General features: G+C 66.5%; 14 protein-coding genes. 6 read left to right on the top strand and 8 right to left on the bottom strand.

Annotation, left to right across the window (positions count from 1 at the left end):
- Positions 1 to 85 precede the first annotated feature (85 nt).
- From Pla108_RS10650 to Pla108_RS10635, 4 genes are all read left to right on the top strand, one after another.
- Positions 86 to 1021, top strand: a complete 936-nt coding sequence (locus tag Pla108_RS10650; protein ID WP_146444911.1) for a lysophospholipid acyltransferase family protein — start codon at positions 86 to 88, stop codon at positions 1019 to 1021.
- 2 nt (positions 1022 to 1023) lie between these two features.
- Complete coding sequence (locus tag Pla108_RS10645; RefSeq protein WP_146444910.1) at positions 1024 to 1347, top strand: Rieske (2Fe-2S) protein; 324 nt, start codon at positions 1024 to 1026, stop codon at positions 1345 to 1347.
- A gap of 47 nt (positions 1348 to 1394) precedes the next feature.
- On the top strand, positions 1395 to 2354 hold the full coding sequence (locus Pla108_RS10640; RefSeq protein ID WP_146444909.1) for a GNAT family N-acetyltransferase: 960 nt from the start codon (positions 1395 to 1397) through the stop codon (positions 2352 to 2354).
- Between the two features lie 373 nt (positions 2355 to 2727).
- Positions 2728 to 3960, top strand: a complete 1233-nt coding sequence (locus tag Pla108_RS10635) for a type III PLP-dependent enzyme (protein WP_146444908.1) — start codon at positions 2728 to 2730, stop codon at positions 3958 to 3960.
- A gap of 1541 nt (positions 3961 to 5501) precedes the next feature.
- On the opposite strand, the gene Pla108_RS10630 is transcribed toward Pla108_RS10635, so the two are convergent.
- The 7 genes from Pla108_RS10630 to Pla108_RS10600 all read right to left on the bottom strand — a co-directional run bounded on the left by Pla108_RS10630 (position 5502) and on the right by Pla108_RS10600 (position 11992).
- Positions 5502 to 6503, bottom strand: coding sequence for a DUF6268 family outer membrane beta-barrel protein (locus Pla108_RS10630; RefSeq protein WP_146444907.1), 1002 nt, complete (start codon positions 6501 to 6503; stop codon positions 5502 to 5504).
- A 41-nt stretch (positions 6504 to 6544) separates the two neighbouring features.
- Positions 6545 to 7810 (bottom strand): hypothetical protein, encoded by a 1266-nt coding sequence (locus Pla108_RS10625; RefSeq protein WP_146444906.1) that lies wholly within the window; start codon positions 7808 to 7810, stop codon positions 6545 to 6547.
- A 130-nt stretch (positions 7811 to 7940) separates the two neighbouring features.
- Complete coding sequence (locus Pla108_RS10620; protein WP_197526470.1) at positions 7941 to 8882, bottom strand: hypothetical protein; 942 nt, start codon at positions 8880 to 8882, stop codon at positions 7941 to 7943.
- 181 nt (positions 8883 to 9063) lie between these two features.
- A complete protein-coding gene (locus tag Pla108_RS10615; RefSeq protein ID WP_146444904.1) occupies positions 9064 to 9798 on the bottom strand; it encodes a hypothetical protein in 735 nt (244 codons plus the stop codon).
- Complete coding sequence (locus tag Pla108_RS10610) at positions 9795 to 10232, bottom strand: hypothetical protein (protein ID WP_146444903.1); 438 nt, start codon at positions 10230 to 10232, stop codon at positions 9795 to 9797. Before Pla108_RS10610 ends, Pla108_RS10615 begins: the two co-directional genes overlap by 4 nt.
- Positions 10229 to 11581, bottom strand: a complete 1353-nt coding sequence (locus Pla108_RS10605; RefSeq protein WP_146444902.1) for a DUF3592 domain-containing protein — start codon at positions 11579 to 11581, stop codon at positions 10229 to 10231. The genes Pla108_RS10610 and Pla108_RS10605 overlap by 4 nt, the downstream gene beginning before the upstream one ends.
- Before the next feature lie 111 nt (positions 11582 to 11692).
- The gene (locus tag Pla108_RS10600; protein ID WP_146444901.1) at positions 11693 to 11992 is read right to left on the bottom strand and encodes a DNA-directed RNA polymerase subunit alpha C-terminal domain-containing protein; all 300 of its coding nucleotides are present in this window, start codon (positions 11990 to 11992) and stop codon (positions 11693 to 11695) included.
- A 262-nt stretch (positions 11993 to 12254) separates the two neighbouring features.
- Here Pla108_RS10600 and Pla108_RS10595 point away from each other — a divergent pair, with 262 nt between their 5' ends.
- Positions 12255 to 14549: an ATP-dependent helicase gene (locus tag Pla108_RS10595; RefSeq protein WP_146444900.1), complete on the top strand. Its 2295-nt coding sequence runs from the start codon at positions 12255 to 12257 to the stop codon at positions 14547 to 14549.
- A 278-nt stretch (positions 14550 to 14827) separates the two neighbouring features.
- The gene (locus Pla108_RS10590; protein WP_146444899.1) at positions 14828 to 15514 is read left to right on the top strand and encodes a PilZ domain-containing protein; all 687 of its coding nucleotides are present in this window, start codon (positions 14828 to 14830) and stop codon (positions 15512 to 15514) included.
- Between the two features lie 44 nt (positions 15515 to 15558).
- On the opposite strand, the gene msrB is transcribed toward Pla108_RS10590, so the two are convergent.
- On the bottom strand, positions 15559 to 15945 hold the full coding sequence (msrB, locus tag Pla108_RS10585; protein WP_146444898.1) for a peptide-methionine (R)-S-oxide reductase MsrB: 387 nt from the start codon (positions 15943 to 15945) through the stop codon (positions 15559 to 15561).
- Between the last annotated feature and the right edge of the window lie 33 nt (positions 15946 to 15978).

Here is a 15978-nt window from a genome sequence, read left to right as displayed (position 1 = left end):
CGACCGGTCGATTCGCCAAGCCGGGCTGACTTAACCGCGCCAATCGGCCTTCACGCCGGGGACCCGGCGCCGTCAGAATCGTTCTATGCCGCCGATCCTGAAATCCGCCGTCGACTACGCCGCCTACTTGGCGCTGCGGGGGTCGATCGCCCTGGTGCAAGCGTTGCCCCTGCGGGTCTGCGAACGGGGCGTCGAAGGGCTCGCATGGCTGATGCACGACGTGCTCCGGATGCGGCGGGGCGTGGTGGAGGAGAATCTCCAGATCGCCTTCCCCGATTGGTCGGCGGCCCAGCGAGAACAGGCAAACCGCAAGATGTGGCGGCACCTCTTTCTGATGGTCGCCGAGATCGCCCACACGCCGCGGAAGGTCCACCGCACCACCTGGCGTGACTGGATCGAACTCGAACGCGACGACCTCATCCTCCAAACGATGCTCTCCGAGGGGCCAAAGGTGGTGATCTCGGCCCACTACGGCAACTTCGAGCTGGGGGGTTACGTGCTGGGGGTCTTTGGGTTGCCAACTCACACGATCGCCCGCACGCTCGACAACGCCTACGTCGACCGCTACGTCAACGAGTTCCGTGGCCGCACCGGGCAGTTCATCCTGCCGAAGACCGGCAGCCGTGAGGACGTCGAACGCGTCCTTTCGAGCGGCGGCGTCTTGACGCTGCTGGGAGACCAGCACGCGGGGCCCAAGGGGTGTTGGGTCGACTTTTTCGGCAAGCCGGCGTCGACCCACAAGGCGGTGTCGCTGTTTACGTTGTCGTATGAAGCCCCGACGGTGGTTGTTGGCGTCCAGCGCAGGGGCGACGCGGCATTGCGATACCGCATCACTGGCATCGACTCGATCGATCCGAGGGCCGAAGGCTTCGCGCTGGGGACGACGCCGCTCTTGACAGAGTGGTTCACCCGCCGGCTCGAGGAGGTCATCCGCCGCGAGCCAACTCAGTACTGGTGGGTCCACCGCCGCTGGAAAGGGGAGCCCCCCGTCCGTCGCAAACCGAAACCGCAGGTGGCCTAGCCATGTCGGAGGAGCCCGCCTGGATCGCCGTGGCCGCGGTGGACGATGTCGCCCCCGGCGCCACGCTTGAGGTGGTGGCCGGCGACGCCATCGTCGCGCTGGCCAACGTCGATGGCGAAATCTACGCCCTAGACGGGATCTGCGCTCACCAAGGGGGACCGCTCGGCAAGGGCAAGCTGGTGGGGTGTACGCTCACGTGCCCCTGGCACGGCTGGCAATATGATGTCACGACCGGCCGGCAGATGCTCAGCGACACGATCCGCCAGAGCCGCTACCAGCTGCGTATCGAACGCGATACGATCTTGGTACGGTTGAGTGACGTTTAGCCCGCCGCCGCCGCCACCACTGGCGTTCGCCCCTGAGCCCCGCCGACGTGTTCGAGATCCGGCCTTTCCGCAACTCGGACCCTCCCGCCCTGGCGGAAATCTGGCAGAGCCAGCCGCCGCAGCGGGGGCTTGCGCAGCCGGTGAACTCGGCGGTGCTCGAACTCTGCGTCTACTCGAAGCAGATGTTCGACCCATCGGGCCTGCTCGTGGCGACACGCGACGGCCGGCCGATCGGTTTCGTCCACGCCGGCTTTGGGCCCGACGATCGTGGCGAGGGGCCCGACACGATGTTGGGGACCACCCACCTGCTGATGCTGCAGAAGGGCGAGGAAGACGACGCTCTCGCCGATGAGCTAATCGTCCGCAGCGAGGAGTACCAGCGGTCGCGTGGCGCCACGGTCCACTACGCCGGGGGGATCCGCCCGCTCGACGCCTTCTACCTGGGGCTTTACGGCGGCAGCGAGCTGCCCGGCGTGTTGGAGTCCGACCAGCGGCAGCTGACCCACTTCTTGCGGAATCACTACCGCGAGACGAGCCGGGTCGTCGTGCTGCAACGTGACTTGGTCCGCTTCCGGTTTGGCGGCCCCCGGGAGACCCGCCAGATCAAACGCGACACTTCGGTTGAGCAGACCTTCATGCCCCCCCCCAGGCACTGGTGGGAGGCCTGCGTCACTTGCGGGCAGGACCGGATGCGGTTCGCCCTCCGCGACCGTTCGACCGGCGCGGAGATCGCCCACGTCGTGTTCTGGGACATCGAGCCGCTGGCGACCAGCTGGGGGATCCCGACCGTTGGCATGACCGACCTCTGGGTCGACCCCTCGCACCGGCGGCGGAAGGCGGCGACGCACCTGCTCAACGAGGCTTTGCGGATCGTCCAGCGCCGCGGCGCCGCGATGGTCGAGGCCCAAACCATGGCCGAAAACGCCGCCGGCCTGGCGCTTTATCAATCGATCGGGTTCACCGCGATCGACAACGGCCTCGTGCTCCGCCGCGACCCGCGCGGCTGACCAGACGCGGGAGGGCGTTTTCTTCCGCTTTTGTCGCCCCCCATGCAATCAATGCCGCCGTTCGCGACGTACTATTTGGATTGGATGGCCGCGAACCGGCAAGGAGCTTGGCGGAGGCGAGTTGGGAAGCAACCTGGTCGCCTAGCGACCCGCGGGAGGACCCCCATTTGGGGATTCGCTACCCCGCGAAGGGCTAATCGTCATTTCTTTCCATTAATGCTCTTCCACTGCAGCCCCCACGTGTCGATAGTTCTCCGTCCGCTTAATTAACGACCTCGTTCTCCCACACCTACCTAGGGGGTGCCCTGCATTGTCCAAGAACCGTCGCCGGAGTGTGACTTCGTACGCCAACGCTAAGCCAGGAAGGCTAACTATGCCCGCCAAACACGCGGCGCCTGCGTCTGCAGTGCTCGAAACTTCTCCGGCGCAAGGCGCGTCGACGCTTCCCAGTGCGAAGCTCGAAGCCTTCTTGGCCGATTGCCAGCTCCCCACGCCGTTCGTTGTGGTCGACACCGAAGTCGTCGCCCAGCGGTACGACGCTCTCCAGGACGCCCTGCCGATGGCGGACCTGTTCTATGCGGTGAAGGCCAACCCGGCCCGGCCGATCCTCGACACGCTCATTGGCCGGGGTTCGTTCTTCGATGTCGCCTCGTTGGGCGAGATCGAGCACTGCCTGGCCGCCGGCGTCACGTCAGACCGCCTCAGCTTCGGCAACACGATTAAGAAGCGGGCGCACGTCGAGCGGGCGTACAACCTCGGGGTCCGGCTCTTCGCCTTCGACGCCGAGCCCGAGCTCGACAAGCTCTCGCAGACCGCTCCCGACGCGACCGTCTTCTGCCGCGTGCTGTGCGACGGCAAGGGCGCCGAGTGGCCGCTGAGCCGTAAGTTCGGCTGCGACCCCGACGAAGCCGAGCGTCTGCTCCACTTGGCCGCCGACCGCGGCCTGAGGGTGGGCGTCTCGTTCCACGTCGGCAGCCAGCAGGGCAACGTCGACGCCTGGGACGCCGCCATCGAGACGGCCGCCCGCCTGGCTCGCTCGCTCATGGGCCGTACGGAGCCGGTCCGTCTCGACGTTGTGAACGTCGGTGGCGGGTTCCCCGGCATCTACCAGCGTGAAATGCCTTCGATCGATCTGTACGGCGAGGCGATCGCCGCGTCGCTGGCCCGGCACTTCACTCCGCTGTACGGCGACTACCTCCCCCGGATCATCGCCGAACCGGGCCGCTACCTGGTCGCCGACGCCGGCGTGCTCCGCACCGAGGTGATCCTGGTCTCGCGCAAGCACGAGCTCGACGAGAAGCGCTGGGTCTACATCGACTGCGGCAAGTTCGGCGGCCTCGCCGAGACGATGGAAGAGGCGATCCGCTACAAGATCCGCACCCCGCACGACGAAGCGGTCGAGAACGGCGCCCCGGTCGGCGCGGTGATCATCGCCGGGCCGTCGTGTGACTCGGCCGACGTGCTCTACGAGAAGACCGACTACCGGATGCCGATCGCCCTGGCGGAAGGCGACCAGGTCGACTTCCTCTCGACGGGCGCCTACACGACGACCTACTCGAGCGTCGGCTTCAACGGCTTTGCCCCGCTGGCGGATTACTACATCTGATCGACGCGGCGATGGTGTTCTGAATCAACGACGCGGCCCGGGGCATTGAGTCCCGGGCCGCGTTTTTTTGTTGGTAGTTCCTTGGCTGGTTGCGTTCTCCCCCGACTGGCGTCGAGGGCTCGCCGTCGAGCGGTACTCGTAGTGACCGCGGATGGGTTAAGACCAGGTTGGGTGAACCGACGCAAGTTTGGTCCCGTCTTACGGTGCTGAGAAGTTTCACACCGACGCTGATTAACTGAGAGCCGTGAGTTCTTCGGGTTGGCAGTGAAATCGCACATTTTCATCACCCGACCACCCGCCGTCAGGGCGTCGTTGAACTATCCGAATTAGGAGAAGCACAGAATAGCAATGACTCTAGCTCGGACTGCTGGGGAACTTGCCCTTCATCGATCATTCGTACGAGTGCATTACGCATCAAGACATATGTTTCCATGAGCGGGCCCATCTCAACATCCTTTGCTGTGTGTGCTGCAACCGATCGCTCGTTGTAGAGCTTCAGCACACGCTTGTAGAGTGCTAGCCGGGAAGCACCCGGTGCTTCCAGAAAAGAGGCGAGCAGGGCTGACACGCGGAACCGAAGCTCGCCAGCTGACGGTGCGAATAGTTGCTCTAATCCACCCCACAGCGCAAGCATTGACGCTGAGGCACGGCCCCGTACGGTCGCGGAATCGAAAGCTCTGAACGCGCTGTAGAACTTCGGATCGCTGTTCAGTAATTGGCCAGCTTTCAGCCAGTTATCGGCTACCCATGTCAGAGTGGCCGTGTCAAGCGTAGGGTCCTCACTCCCTGGAACACCGAATAATCGCCCCTCGGTCTCAAAGGGCGTAAGCACTGGCTCAACAGAGGACTGGGGTATCTTTCGGAAAGGCTGGTCCGAAAGCACAGGCACGGACAAGAAAGGAAATCGTGCCAATCGCAGGAGCGCGACGATCCACCAAATGGTCTCCGTCGCATCGAATGAGCTTCCTAGCGGTGATTCCGCTGGGGCGCAGATTTCAACCTCAATGTCGTGTCCCCAGCCGCCTCTTGCCGCTTTCCATGGTGCCGGGTGATGCCCGTCAGGACCCGGACGCTCGAATGCCGTCATGTTTGTAGAGAACAGATGGCAGTAAGTCTGGCGAAGCTCTACGCCTTCGCCGAGCGTGAACGACTCAACCGCAAGCCGAACGCCAGTGACGCCTCCGTAGATTGAACCGGGGCGTGTCGTGGAATCGCTGATCATACCGGTTGATGTTGGCATGTTTAGCCGGATGTCGCATCAGCCAACTTGGCACCCGACAACGGCGAAGTGGAATAGAGGCCTCTAGCGGTAAGGTCGAATCCGCATCGGCTTCATCGTTCGATGGATTCTAGCAGAAGCCCGTAAGTGCAAAGGTGTGACCCTCCTGTGCGGCGATACTGCGTCTCCAAACAGCGGTCGCTGGACATTACCTCAGTAAGAAACGGCCGAGTGCTACGACGCACCGGTGTGAAGCACAGCCGCGGTGTGCTACTGGCGTGAAGGCGAGCCCTCGACGTCAGTCGGGGGTGGGCGCCACGCTTCAATAATTCCACCCAACCCGCATCACCAGCGAGTCGTCGAGCGAGATCTCCTCGCCCGACTTGGCGTACTCGAGCGTCCGGCCGAAGACGTAGCCGAGCTCGTAGCGGCGTTTACCACTGAACCAAGCGCCGGGGCCGGCTTTGGTTTCGTAGCCGAGGCCGACGCCCCAGCTGCCGAGGTTGAGCGTGTCGGTCGTGCCGTCGGTGCGCCGCACGGCCCAGGCCCCGCCGCCCAGATCGCCGGCGACATAGATGGCCCGCTCCGTGCCGGCCGCGTCTTGCGGCAGCCGCCAGAGGATTCGGGGCCGCGGCATGGTTAGCTCAAAGCGGACGTCGCCCCGGTCGTGGATGACGCCGAACGCGGGGACCACCGCCAAGTCATCGCGGTTGAGGTAGGCGGCGCCAATCACCCACTGCCACTCGGGCGAGGCTTCGTAAATCGCAACGCCGAAGCCGCTGACTCGCAGGGCGTCGCTTGCGCCGAGGCTGTCTTCGTCGCCGTAGACGCCGACGTTCACACTGCCGCGGGCGCTCCAACGCTCGCCGAGTTTTTTGAAGGAGCCGATCGACAAGTCCAAGTCGTTTACCCGCGACGGGACATCGATCGTGTTCGGGCCATCAAGCTGGTGGAGGGCGGCCCTCGGCGTCACTAGCAGCGGGACGCCGAGCACGAAGGGCGGCACCCCGAAGCTCGCCGACGCCGATAGCTTCGAGTGCCCGAGGCTGTCGTCGTCCAGTCGAGGCAGCCAGTCGGCGGACAACTCGAAGCCCTGGAACAAACCCCGTTCGGCGGGGGAGGGGGGCGGCGCTAGCGGTGGCGGCTCGATGGCGGCGGGACGGCTGATCGCCTCGGTGCTCTGCGCCAACCGGACCGTGGGCGGCGCGTCGGCGCCGACCCAAACGGGTTGCTCATCGCCAACCGGCGGCAATCGGCTCGCCGGCAGAGGCTGCGCCACGGCGGCCGCGGCGCAGGCCATCGTGAGGGCGATCGAAGCGGGCAAGAGACGACGCGGTGAAATGATGGCGGCCCTCCAGCCGGCGGTCAGAATCCGATCCCGGCCCGGAACATGACGGCGTCATCGACACCGGTGCGCGAGGGCTCGCCGCTCTCGAAGACAAGCTCACGGTCGAACGCATAGCCGATCTCGAAGTGGCCCGTCGCTTGCCGTGGGGTCTGCCACTCGACGCCGAACACGGCGCGGAGGTCATTGTAGTCGATGCGGTCGCCGAGCCCGGCACGATCGACCGTCCAAGAGCCGCCGCCGTACTCGCCGGCGACGTACCACCACCAGTCGGCCGAACCGGTTGAGAACCAGGTTCGGCGGATCTTCGGGTTGGGGAAGACGAGGTAGAGGTCCCAGTCGGGCGAAGGGCGCCAGCGGACACCGCCCGCCGGCAGTAGCTTCACCCGTAAGCGGTCGAGATAGACGACTCCGGCGAGGACCTCGAACTGCGGCGTCACGCTCACCACCCCGAGCCCCCGTCCGAGCAGCCGGATCGAGTCGGTGTTGACCTCACTGAAGTCGGTCCAGACGCCGGTCCGGAAGCCGAGCTCAGCGCCCAGTTCGGGAGTGAAGCGGGGGTTCATTGCGAAATCGACGTAGGCGTCGTACGCCCGTGGCGGTATGTCGGGGCCCCGCGGGACGGCGGCCGGGTCGCTCTCGGGGCCGTCGAACCAGTTGAACGCGAAGCCGGGCGTGATCAGCAGCGGCGTTTCGACCGATGAGCCGATCGGGACGGCAAAGGTCGAGGCGACCTCGGTCCGGTTCATGCCGAACGCGTTCGACGTGTTGTCGCCGAGCAGGAGCGTGTGCTCGAAACGCAGCCGGGCCAGGAACTGGCGCCAAGTTACCGTCGAGCCGTCGGCCTGCTGGTACCCGTAGGAGCCCGGCTGCCAACCGAGCGGGGTTCCCTCGCCCGACAGCCCTGCGGGGGGAGGCGGGGCGGCGTAATCGTACGCCGGCGCCGAAGGAGCGCCCCACGCCGGCGCCGATTGCACGGCGGGTGGGGCGTAGCTGTAAGGAAGCGAACCTGTCGGCGGCGGGCCCAACGGCGCGCCGTAGACCGGCGTCGCAGCGCCCGGTGCGTAGGGGTTGAAATTGGGCGCCGGGATCCCCGTCGAAGGGGGTGGCGCCAAGGCGGGAGCACCCCAATCGGGCGCCGTGCTCGTGGGGATCTGCACCCGCTGGGCCCACGAGACCGTCGGGCAGCCGAGCGACGAGAGTAACGCAACAAGCGACAGTAGTGCCGGCAGCGCGCGCCAGAGCCCACGTCGTGAGCCGCAGCAGGTTTGCCAAGCCGCGTCCACTCGACCGCCTCCGAGCCTGTTAACCAAAAGGGTTAACTAGCAGCGGCGGAACGACCGGGTCAAGGCGAACCGTTGGGCGAAGAGGCCCAGGCGGGTCCGCTCAGCTACCGTCAGCCCTGTGAGGCGTCGGTCACTTAGCCGAGGACCAACCGTCGGCGCTCAGGTGGTGCGTCTTGCCAGCCGCCGCGGCCCGGGGCTGCGAAGGCTCGAACGACGCGGGGCGGCTCTCAGCCGGCCGCCGGTAGACCGCCATCTGGACGGGGGCCGGGTGCAAGTTCTGGGTCACGCGGTTCGCGGGGGGGGCGAACAGCGGCGGCGCCCGCCAGTAGTCGCTAGCGGCGGCCGGGTCGGACGGGGTGCGGGTGTCTTCGAGGTCGTCGATCGCGTCGTTGGAGTCGATCTCGGGGCGTTGCGACTGAATGCTCCGCTCAGCGGCGGGGTTCTCGCTCGGCGCCAAGGCCGGCGCCGGCTCGTACGAGTCGTAGGCGCCGCCCGCGGGGGTGACATAGCTGCTCGACCCCGAGTTGCACGAGCTGCAACTGGAAGCCGGGGCGCCGTAGGAAGCCATCTCGACACCGCCGCTGCAAGCGCTACACGCGCCGCAGCCGCCGCACGAGTCGCAAGCGGGCGCCGCAACGACCGGCGACAGCACGACCGGACGGCTCACGGTCTGGGTGTAGCCAACCGCTCCCCACGTCGCCGGGTAGGTCGGTCGGTAAGCGGTCTGATAGGTCGGGGCGTAGCTGGCCGTGTAAGGCGATGCGTTGTAGCCGACCGCGTAAGGAGCGTAGCCAGCCGTGTACGGGGCGTAGCCGGCCGTATAGGGCGCGTAGCCAGCGGTGTAGGTCGTCGTGGTGGCGCCTCCACCGAACAGGTTGCGAGTGAAGTCCCCTAAGTACTTGCCGGGGTACCAGCCATTGGAGACCGTCGTTGTCTGGGCAACGACGGGCGCCGGCGCGGCGACGACCGGCGAGTAGGCGACCGTTGGCGTCCCACAACACTGGGCGAACGCATCACCGGCGAAGCCAGTGACGAGGGCGAGTGACATAGCGAGGGCAACGGGACGCATCATCGGAAAAACCGTTCGAGTGAGTGGCGAGCTAGGAGGCCCTAGGAGGCCGTTATGTTTATCTACCTTGCGGACACCCCGAGAGGCAACTTGCAGCTTGAGATTCCTCGCTATTTGGCCGTAAATTCCGATTGCGGCGACCGTGAGGGTGACGCGGGGACGGCAGTTTGGAGGTTTGGCGCCATCACTGGACACCCGCCACGGCGTCCCCTCGCATCGGGAGCCGCCGAATAGAGGAACAAGACGAGTCGCTTCCTTGCAGGCCAACCGGCCGCTCCCAGTACGTTGCGACGACCTCAGAAGTTCGATCGTCGCGTGTCCGCTGTTCGTGCAGGTTGTAGAGGTCGAACCAGACCCGCCGGAGATCGGTCCCACGGCTAGCAAAGCTGTCCAAAGCGTCTTCGAGCGTGACGGGAGTCGCCACCCTCGTCGTTAGCTGCGCAAAGAGCGTCGCCACCAAGCTCGCGGTTGGCCGAGGGCTGGCGATCACACGCAGCGGTCGCCACCCGTTGCGCCAGCGTGAATGGGTTGTCACAACGAATCCGACCCCCGCCGATCGCCACGAGCGGACGAGCCGCCGCTGTGTGGCGAGTGGAGCGCGCTCGAAGGCCTCGACGAGCAGCAGCTCGCCCGGGCGGACTTCCGTGGCGTCGGTCACGTCGTAGCGTCGGGGATGGCGGCCGAGTTGGCGTAGCGGCTCGACGAGGGCGTGCAGCAACGTCGACTTGCCCGATCCATGCGGCCCGACGATTTGGCCACGCCAATCGGCTTGCCGCAGGCGATCGACGATCAGCGCGACGTCTTCCGACGGTGACGGCGCCCAATCGAGCGCGCCGGGGCGGGTCCAGCAGGTGCTGAACGGATTACTCTCGCGCGAGGGCGGTCGCGCTTCATGGAACTCTCCGGCTGCGTCGTTCATGGCGAGGCCCCTTCGGCGCCGGCCGCCTCGGGGAGCGGCTTGTCGGTCGGCAGCGCGAGCCAGAACGGCGCCTCGATGACGCGTTGCCGCCCGCCACGGAAGAAGCCTCGCAGGCGGACCGCCCAGCAGACCTTCACGATTTGGCCGTCGTGGCTCAACGGGCTGGCGGGGAGGAACGTCTCGAACTGGTGGGGCGTTTCATGGCGCCGGACCGGCAGCGTCGCCTCGCGCCGGCGCTCGAAGTGGTGAACGAAGAAGTCTTCCTCGCCTTGACCGGCCGTGTACCACAGCACCGACAATTCGATCGCGGTGAGCTCGATGTCACGCCAGCCGGCGAGTCGATAGCCGCCCGTGAGCAGTTCGCCCGGGGCGTAGCGTCGCGCGCCGCGGTCAACCCACAGCTCGGCGGCTTGGAGTTCGGTGGTCTCGCTCATCCGGGCGCCCCCAGCGTTGCGGTGGCGGCAACGAAGGCGTCGGACCGGTCGATTGCCGGCGGGTACACGCAGAGCGGGAAGCGGCGCCGCACCTCGGGCCTGCCGACCGGGACGATCGTCACCTCAATCGACCAGCGGATTTCATTGTTCGCCGACACGAAGGAGTGCGGGCCAGCGGTGGGGGTCCGCATCTCGAAGTCGCGGCGGATGAGTTCTCCGGCCGGCGCCTCGATCCGCTTCTCCGAGTGCAGCACGCGGCGGGCGACCTCGGCCGTGGCGGTGCGGGTGTCGGTCCCTTGGCGATAGGTGGCGATCTCGTCGCAAACCAGCGAGACGGTTAACTCCCGCAGGCGGGCCGGACCGTATTGCAGCAGGGCGCCGACGCCTGGCTCGCCGGCGATGAGCGGGCAGTGATCGACTTCGATCCGCGTCGCCCCGCCGCCTCCCGACCCCCGGGCGTCGCGCCACGCGGACAGGGTCATCCGCCAGCCGATCACCGCTAGCGGCGCCGCGATCAGCACCGCCACCGCCGACCGGACGCCGACCGACAGATAACCGACGCCGATCTGGTAGGCAAACAGCGCAACCAGCGCGTTCCAGACGAGGCAGAGCGTCGCCATGCCCACAACTCGCCAACCGCCGGCGCCGTCGGCGGGCAGACGATGCGCGCGCTCGACGCCTGGGCTGTCGTTCAGCGAACCAAACGGCGGGAGACCCGACGCGAGCATCGGCCGTGGCGCCGCGACGTCTTCTTCCGAGAGTCCCATCCCGCTGGCGATCCGCGCCGAGCGTCGTTCGGGCGACGTCTGTGAGAACACCAGCATCCGCACGATGCCCGTCGCGCCGATCATCATGAGCGAGACCGGGATCGAGAGCACCAGCCAGGGCCACCATCTGCGGCGGACGCTGAGCAGGACCTCCTGCGGGTCCTCGGGGTCGTACCAGCAGGGGAGCTTTTGGCCGACCTTGTAGAGCCGCAGTGCGGCCTGGGCCTCTTCGTGACTCGGCGTGTCGCGGCCGACGCCGTAGCGGGTCCAGACCCGCACCGGGTCGGCGTCTTGCGGCTCGAACTCGACCTCGAGCTCGGGGCAGAATTCTTTCTCGGCTAGGCCGGGCCGGGCGCTGACGCGTTGGCCCCGTACGAGACAACTCGTCTCTTGAAACCCGCGCGACCTGGCGGCGAGACGCCACTCGGGAAGGAGGACATCGGAGAGGCTCCACCAGAGGCCGATCGCCCCGGCAATCACGAACATCGCGTAGTACAGCGATTCGCTGACGGCCGCCCAGAAGGGCGATCCGGTGCGACGGCGGCCCCGTTTCTTCAGCAGCAGCGGGAAGCGGCGACGCATGAAGTCCTAGCGGGACCGCGGGGAGGGGGGCGACCGGGGCGGCCGGCCGCCCCACTCCCGTAGTCTAATCGCCAGCACGGGGCGACCCGAGGGGAAGCGCCGACGAATCGGTCATTTGGCTCGGCGGGCCAGCGGCGCCTCAGCGGCTCGCTGGTTGCGACCCGGGCGGTAGAAGCCGACGCCTTCGAGCGCCTTATAGACCTCTTCGAGGGTCTTCTCGCCGAAGTTCGAGATGCTCAGCAGGTCCTCGGGCGAGCAGTGCAGCAGGTCGTTGACCGTGAAGACGCCCTTTTCCTCGAGGCAGTTGGTCGTACGGACGGCGAGCCCGATCTCGGCGGTGCTCATCTCAAGGCGACGTTGAAGATCGTCGCTGGCGGCCTGGGCCCGATCGACTGGAATACGCGTCGACATCGTGGGGTTCCCTCCCTGTAACGTGTGAATGGTGGTCGTGCGGCGCGGCGGCTAGCTCCCTCCGAGCCGCAGAATCTGTCGCGGAGTTTAGCGATTAGGTTCCCCCTGCAGGGAGAGTTTTCGCCACATTTTCCACATTTGGTGGGTCGCCGTGCCTCGCCAGCGGGTGGCCCCCCAAGGGGGGCGGTTCATAGACTTGGGGTCAGACGCCCGCCCTCGCTGCGGCCGCCGCCGATGACCAACGACCGAGGACGGACCCGCTGTGACGCAACTTCTGGAGGGGCTCAACCCGGCCCAACGCGAGGCGGTCGAGCACGTCGACGGGCCGCTGCTGATTCTCGCCGGCCCCGGTAGCGGAAAGACCCGCGTCGTTACGCATCGGATTGCGCACCTGCTATCGCTCGGCGTGCCGGCGTGGCAGATCCTCGCCTTGACCTTCACCAACAAGGCCGCCGCCGAGATGCGGCAGCGCGTCGAGCGGCTCGCCCCCGGCCAACGCGTCTGGGTCAGCACGTTCCACCGCTTCGGCGCCAAGATGCTCCGCCAGTACGCCGACCGCGTCGGCCTCGACCCCAACTACACGATCTACGACGCCGGCGACGCTCGGCAGACCCTCAAACGGGTGGTCGAGTCGCTCAAGATCCCGGTCATGGGCTACACGCCCGACCGCATCGCGGCGGCGATCAGCAAGGCGAAGAACCGCCTCATCGGCCCCGAGGAATATAAGCCCCGCAGCGGCAACCCGTTGTCGGAGATCGTCGCCGCCGTCTACCCGGCGTACCAGCAGCGGCTGCTCGCCTCGTCGGCGGTCGATTTCGACGACCTGCTCCTGCATATCGCTCGGTTGCTGCACGACGACACCGAGCTCCGCAAGCAGCTCGACGAGCGGTTCCGCTACGTCATGGTCGACGAGTATCAGGACACCAACCGGGCGCAGTACGTGCTGCTGCGGGCGTTGTCGGTCGACTACCCGAACCTCGCCGCCACGGGGGACCCCGATCAATCGATCTACGGCTGGCGGGGCGCCGACCTGAACAACATCCTCGAGTTCGAGCAAGACTACCCCGGCGTCAAGGTCGTGCGGCTGGAGCAGAACTACCGCAGCACGCCGGCGATCTTGTCGGTCGCCGACACGCTCATCGCCCACAACAAGCGGCGGAAGCCGAAGTCGCTGTTTACCGAGAACCCCGATGGCCTCCCGGTGCGGCTGGTCACCTACGCCGATGGCGACGACGAGGCGCGGAGCGTCGCGATGGCGATGGAAGAGGCGGTGAAGTCCGGCCGACGTCGATGGAGCGACTTTGCAGTGTTCTACCGGGTGAATGCCTTGTCACGCACGGTCGAGCGGGTGTTCCGCAAGCGGCAGATCCCGTTCCAGATGGTTCGCGGGCAAGAGTTCTATCAGCGGCGGGAGATCAAGGACGTGCTCGCCTACTGTCAGCTGATGAACAACCCGAAAGACGACCTCGCATTCGAGCGGACCGTCAACTCGCCGCCGCGGGGCATCGGCTCCAAAACGGTCGGGCGGCTCGCCGACTACGCCTACCGGCACGGCGTCTCGCTCCTCGACGCGGCCCGCGACGCGCCACAGGTGGAGGGCGTCACCAAGCGGACGGCGATGCTCGTTGGCAAGTTCGTCGCGTTGGTCGACACGCTCGACGCCTACGCCGCCGGGCCCGCCGAGGAGGCGGTCGGCGCCGTACTCGAGCATTCGGGCTACCGCAAACACTACGGCGATAGCGACAGCGAGGAGGACCTCAACCGCTTGGCGAACATCGAAGAATTGCTGACCGACGCCCGCCAGTTCGACGAAGCGATGGCGGAGGAAGAGGACGCCGAGGCGAACCTCGAGGCCTACCTCGAACGGACCTGGCTGGTGAATGAGACCGACGGCTGGGACGACGACACCGACAAGGTGACGCTCATGACGCTCCACGCCGCGAAGGGGCTCGAGTTCCCGGTTGTCTTCTTGCTCGCCGTCGAGGACGGCATCTTGCCGCACGAACGTTCGGCCGCTGACCCGACGCAGCTCGAAGAGGAACGTCGCCTGGCGTTCGTCGGGATCACCCGCGCCGAACAAGAACTGCAGCTCAGCCACGCCCTGCGGCGCGACTACCGCGGCCAGCGCCGCATCGCGATTCCGAGCAGCTTCTTGATGGAGCTCCCGACCGGTGTCATGGAGGTGGCCCAAACCGCACCGACCGATGAACTCGGTTTGGCGCCGGACGAACTGATCGGCGACTGGGGCGACGCCCCCAGCGAAGAAGTTTATCGCCACGAACCGGCCGAACCGGTTGCCGCTCCCACGCCGACGGCGACGCCCACGGTCGGCACGGCTGCGGCGCTGCTCGGCAGCGGCGGCTTAGCAGCGCCGCGGGTTTCGCCGGACGCCTTCAAAGTCGGCATGGCGGTAGAGCACCCCGAACTGGGGGTCGGCAAAGTGCTGACCCTCAGCGGCAACGGCAAAGGCCGCCGCGCAGCGGTTGTCTTCCCGGAGCATGGCGAGAAGCGATTTGTGCTCGCCTTCAGCCCGCTGCGTCCCGCCGGACGCCCGTGAGTTGTGGCTAACTACGATGGCGAGCCGATAACATCGCCGGTGTTTTCTGCGTTCCCTGTTTCGTTCGCATAGATGAAGAGTCCACCGGGGTGCGCAAGCTCCGACCGACAAACACGGAAGATCTCGACGAAACAATGGGAAATCCAGCGCTTAAATGAGGCCGACCGCCTCGTGCGCACCGATCACTAGCCAACGCTTAATCGTTCCAACAACGATTCCGCCAATTCACCAATGCGGTCCCTCGGGAACGATCCAGCCACTGATCCACGAGACCCGCGATGATCAACGAACTAGCCATGCTGGAAGCGAGTCTGGACGAACTCGACTTCCTTTGTCAGATCGGCCGGGTGCCCCGGTCCCCCTCGGCGGTTGACCGTAGCGACTTAATAAGCGTCTGCGATGGGTGTGACCGCGACCTGCATTGGCCGACGCCGCGCGCGGGGCGGTTGGCGGCGCCGGCCCCGTGCCCGCAATGCGGTCGGTGCTATTTCACCGAAGTCGATAGCGTGGTGACGATCGAATCGGCCAATCCGTTCTGGACGGCGATCCCGGCGGCGCCGAAGGCCGATGGAGTGAACGCGAAAGGGGACGCGAAACCAATCGGTGGCGATGTCTTAGCCAAGTTGTTCGGCGCGGATTGCGTCATCGATGAGCGGCGCCAACTCGCTCGTTACGCCATGTCGGCGCCGGTTGTTGGCGTTCCTCTCGATCGCAAAGGCCGTCCGATCGATGAGGCGATAGCGCTGACTGTGCTCAACGTTTCCGCCGGCGGCGTCGGATTGATGAGCACCCATGAGTACGACGGCGAGTTGCTAGCGATCGATTTCTCACCGGCCGGATTTCCCGGCGTTCAGGCGATCGGGGTCGTACGTTGGCGCCAGCCGTTGCACGGCGTCACCAAGTTCGGGTGTGAGTTCCTCCGGCCGTGGACCCTGCGCAAGGACTCGGGCCCGTCGCCCGAATGACGGCCACGGTCCATCGGCGACGACTCGCACGAGAGGCGGCGTGCTCAGCCTTCGTCCGCAGGCAAGAACGCCAGCGACGCCGAGTTCACGCAATACCGCAGCCCTGTGGGCGGGGGGCCGTCGGGGAAGACGTGTCCCAGGTGGGCGCCGCACTTCGCGCAGAGGATCTCGGTGCGGACCCGGCCGTGGCTGGCGTCCTCGCGGGTAGCGATGGCCCCGCCGGCCGCGTCGAAGTAGCTGGGCCAGCCGGTGCCCGAATCGAATTTGGTCGTCGAATCGAACAACTCCGCGGTGCAGCAGACACAGTGATAGGCGCCTGGCTCCTTGTGGTCCCAGTACGCGCCCGTGAACGGGGGCTCGGTCCCACACTGCTGGGTGACCTGGTACTGCTCGTCGGAGAGGCGGGCCCGGAGGTCGTCGGGTTGGGACATCGAGAGGGCTCCGTATGGGGGCGATGGGGCAAC

Source organism: Botrimarina colliarenosi (genome assembly GCF_007859955.1).
In the GTDB taxonomy this organism is placed as follows: Bacteria; Planctomycetota; Planctomycetia; order Pirellulales; family Lacipirellulaceae; genus Botrimarina; species Botrimarina colliarenosi.
The sequence above is the reverse complement of the archived record's forward strand: the minus strand, read 5'-3'. Positions and strand labels throughout refer to the sequence as shown.